Below are 4,422 nucleotides of genomic sequence, written 5' to 3' on the forward strand. Positions count from 1 at the left end.
CACTCACCGGAGCGGATGTCGCTGCCAGTGACGATGACACAGGGCACGCTCGCTACGGCGCGGACTGGGATTTGGAATACGCGACCGGTGTCATTGAATCGGACATCGTCGTCAGTGAATCCTTCCAGGAGACTTGGGGACATAAACTCGCGACGATCACGGTCACCACTTGGCTGGATGAATCCAACAACAACGGCGAAACGTCGTTGCGGGAAGCCATCACGCAAGCGAACGCCGGAGCCGGTGGCGACACCATCGTTTTCAGTGCATCGTTGGATACATCGACCGTCTTCGAACTCACTCGCCAACAAACCGAAGACGACACAAACTCGTACGGTGACCTCGACATCTTGAAAGATGTCACCATCGTCGGCCACGGGATCAACACCACCATCATTGACGCCGGTGAACTGAGTCGGATCTTCGATGTCCGAGGCGGGACGTTGACGTTGTCGGATGTGACGTTACAAGGCGGACGGTCAGGTTCAAACTCGGGCGGTGCCATCCAGGTCAACGCTTCGACCGCACTGGTTTTGGATCGTGCGTTGCTGACAAACAACTCCGGAATCGATGGAGGAGCGATCAGTAACTACGGAACGATCGACCTGACAGATGTCTCCATCATTGACAACGGTGGCATCGCTGGTCAAAGCACCAACACCGGCGGAGGGATTCAAAACCGCGGAACCGCGAGACTGAATCGATTGACACTGTCTGGCAACGTTGCAAGCGTCGGTGGTGCCATCTTTGTCGAAGCAGATTCCACGCTCACGTCATTGACCAACGTGACCGTCAGCGGAAACACGGGTTCCAACGTCGGTGGCGGGATCTACACCAAGGCCGCGACAACCGTTCTTCATTCGACATTCACGCTCAACACCGCCACCGTCGGTGGAGGCATCTTTGTCGAATCGGGAACCACGACCCTCGCCAATTCCATTGTCTCTGGCAACACGGGAATCAACGCGAATCCGGATGTTCAAGGAAATTTCACGTCCAGCGGTGGCAACGTGATCGGCAACGTGGGGTCGGCTTCCGGATTTGGTGGCGATGACCTCATCGGCCAAAACGCGGACTTGGACGCCTTGGCCAACAACGGTGGTTATGTCCAAACCCATCAACTGCTGGGCAGCAGTGCGGCGATCGATGCTGGTCTACCCGAAAGTGAGGTTGGCGAAGACGCTCGGGGATACAGTTCCCTGGATGGACGACTCGATAGCGGTTCCTATCAAACCCAAGCCGGTGTGATCGATCGCATCTTCTGGATCGACAGCGGAACAGATGAGATTCGATCGTCCAAACTGGATGGGACGGATGTTCAAACCGTCCGCAGTGGATTGTCAAACCCAGACGAATTGTTTGTGGATTCCGTCAACCAACACATCTATTTTTCGGAACCCGATAGCGATCGCATTCGCCGCGTTGACTTTGATGGCACAGGACTGGTCAACGTCCTCACGGGACTGGATGAACCCAGAGGCATGGCGATCGACCTTGCCAACGACAAAATCTACTGGGTCGAAGATGGTGACTCCTACAACGCGGTCAAGCGTTCCGATCTGGATGGCGGGAATACAGAAACGCTTGCCTTGGTAACGGCGGGCCTGAACTTCACCAAGCCTGACGACATCGAACTGGACCTCGTCAATGGCCATGTCTACTGGACGGACGAACTGACTCGCAAAGTCGAACGGATGGATTTGGATGGGTCCAATCGCACCACACTCTTCACTCAATCCGGTGGATTTGGCACCGCCGTCAATGGCTTGGCGCTCGACATTGCCAATGACACGCTCTACTACTCCGTGTCCGCAGGAGGATCCAGTGCCATTTGGCGTGCGGATCTGGATGGCTCCAATACCAGCGAGTTGACCGACTCTGGCGTGGATGATCCAGATGGACTGGCGATCGATCACGTCAACGGAAAGCTTTACTGGACCAATTCCGGGGCACCTGACATTTCCATGTCCGACCTGGATGGCAGCAACGTAACCAATCTCGGCATCGGCGGTTTGGACACTCCCAAGGGAATCAGTTTGGGATCGTCACAAACCAACGAAGCCCCGATTTCACTTGGTTTTCAACCCAACGAGATTGTTGAGAACACAAACACCGCTTCTGGGTTGAGCGTCGGCCAGTTGTCTGCCATCGATGCAAATGAGAATGAAACCTTCACGTACTCCGTCGTGGGTGGACCGGACGCGGCAAAGTTCTCGATTGGTGGTGGCAACTCCGATGAATTGATTTTGACCGACGGAGTGCTGGATTACGAAAACCAATCGTCGTACATCGTCGTTGTGAATGTCTCTGATTCCGAGGGCAACATCACGACGCAAACCCTCACGCTACGTGTTCAAAACCAATCCGAACTCGACGGTCTGTGGTTCAGCACGGACAAAGACGTGTCGGAGTCGATCGTCACTGGATTGCCCAATTGGGGTGAGGACCAGGTCGTCCAAATTAGCGATCCAACATTGACAATGGATGGCAACGGAGGCACCACATCCGGAGCCGCCTCCACGATCGGTTTCCGTCTGGAAAATTTCATCAGTGAAACTGATGTCGGCATCGCCGGCATGCATGCCGTCTGGTCCGGACTGAGTGTCGGTTCGGGAGCCAACAGCTTTGAGTTGTTGGCGGGCGACCTGATCTTTTCGATCGACAAGAGCGGCATCGATTTTTCGAGTGCCACCGAACCCGACAAGGAATTCGACCGGGAAGACGTGATCGTGTTTCGAGCATCCACGCCAGGCGACTATTCCGCTGGTGACTTCTTTCTCTTGCTCGAAGATCCGTTCGGAGGAGATGATATCCAAGGGATTTCGCTGGTCGAAGGTGTCAATGGCGTCACGGTCGGGGACACAACGCTCAGCCAGGGAACCTTCCTCTTCACGCGTTCGGGTAGCGAAGACGATCGAGTCTACACCTACACGGCTGACACTGTCGGTGAATCCAACACTTTCGGAACCGAAGCAATCCTGATCGAAGGCGATGACTCCGTCGAAAACAACAACGGCGGGAACCTAGACTTCAACCAAGAGATCGCTGGCCTGCATCTCGTTGAATCCAACACAACGATTGGCGGAGTCGCCCTCAACGCTGGCGATCTTCTGATTTCAGTGCATGCAGGAGGAGAAGCTTCGACCACGATCGGTGGTGTGACGGGGACAAACCAAGACGTCTTTCGGCTAACCATGACATCCACCCGAATCGGCGGAAACGCATCCGTCGCCTCCGTGGAATTGTTATTCGATGGAACGGACATCGGGCTGAACCAATTCGACGATCAAGAAATCAACTCGCTCACCTTCGTGGAAGGAACCAGCCCAAACACGCCCGTCAGCGCGATCACAGACATCGACATGGACGCTGACAATGTCGATGAAGATGCCAGCATCGGCGACACCGTCGGCATCCAGGTTTCGGCAACCGACTCCGATGGAGAAACGGTGACTTACAGCTTGGTGAGCGACCCCGATTCCAAGTTTACAATTGATTCCAGCACCGGGATTGTCACTCTCGCAGCAACACTCGATTACGACACCGCCAACCAACATAGCTTCACGGTTCGTGCCACCAGCGAAGACAGCTCCTACACCGAAGAGACATTCACGGTCGACGTCAATCAACTGAATTCGGCCCCGTCCTTTTCCATCACCCCTGTACTGGCTTCCATTGCTGAAAACGCCGATCTGACCGGTGGTGTGCACGTTGCAAACATCACGCTCAATGATGATGGACAGGGAACCAACACGTTCAACCTACTCGGCACCGACGCCGCCTACTTTGAACTTCGAGACTCCGATACGAAGTTGTATCTGAAGGAGGGTGTGTCGCTCGACTTCGACACAAAGAGCACCTTGAATGTTTCGGTGTCGGTGGATGACTCCACAGTGGGCTCCTCCCCAGATGACACGGATCCGTTTTCGATCAACGTCACCGACGTGAACTCGTCACCGACGGTGAGCCTCAGTCAATCAGGGACGTCACTCTCGGAAGACACCGCGACGGGCGTGCGCATCAAAATGGCGGACATCATCGTCACCGACGATGCCACGGGAACGAATGCACTCTCTCTTTCGGGCGACGACGCAGCACTGTTCGAGATTGACGGAAACGAACTCTATTTGAAAAGCGACACGACCCTCGATTTCGAGACCGCATCGACGCTCGATGTGACAGTCAACGTGGATGACTCGTCATTCGGCGGCGGCATTGATTCCTCGACGGGATTCACGCTGACAATCACCGACGTCAACGAAGCCGCTTCGGTGAGCCTGGCCAATCAAGTCACCACGATCAGCGAAGGTGCCGACCTGTCATCCGGCATGAAGGTCGCCGACATCGTCGTCACGGATGATGCACTGGGCACGGAAACGCTTGCACTCATCGGAACCGATGCTGCCTTGTTCCGAATCGATG

1 protein-coding gene is annotated in these 4,422 nt (G+C 55.1%); it reads left to right on the plus strand.

The window, feature by feature from the left end:
• Positions 1-4,422, plus strand: a 4,422-nt coding sequence (locus ACF8AM_RS19335; protein WP_392557225.1) for a cadherin domain-containing protein, incomplete at both ends; no start/stop codon positions are given.

Origin of the sequence: Rhodopirellula sp. JB055 (assembly GCF_043100905.1) — a bacterium.
Taxonomy (GTDB): Bacteria; Planctomycetota; Planctomycetia; order Pirellulales; family Pirellulaceae; genus Rhodopirellula.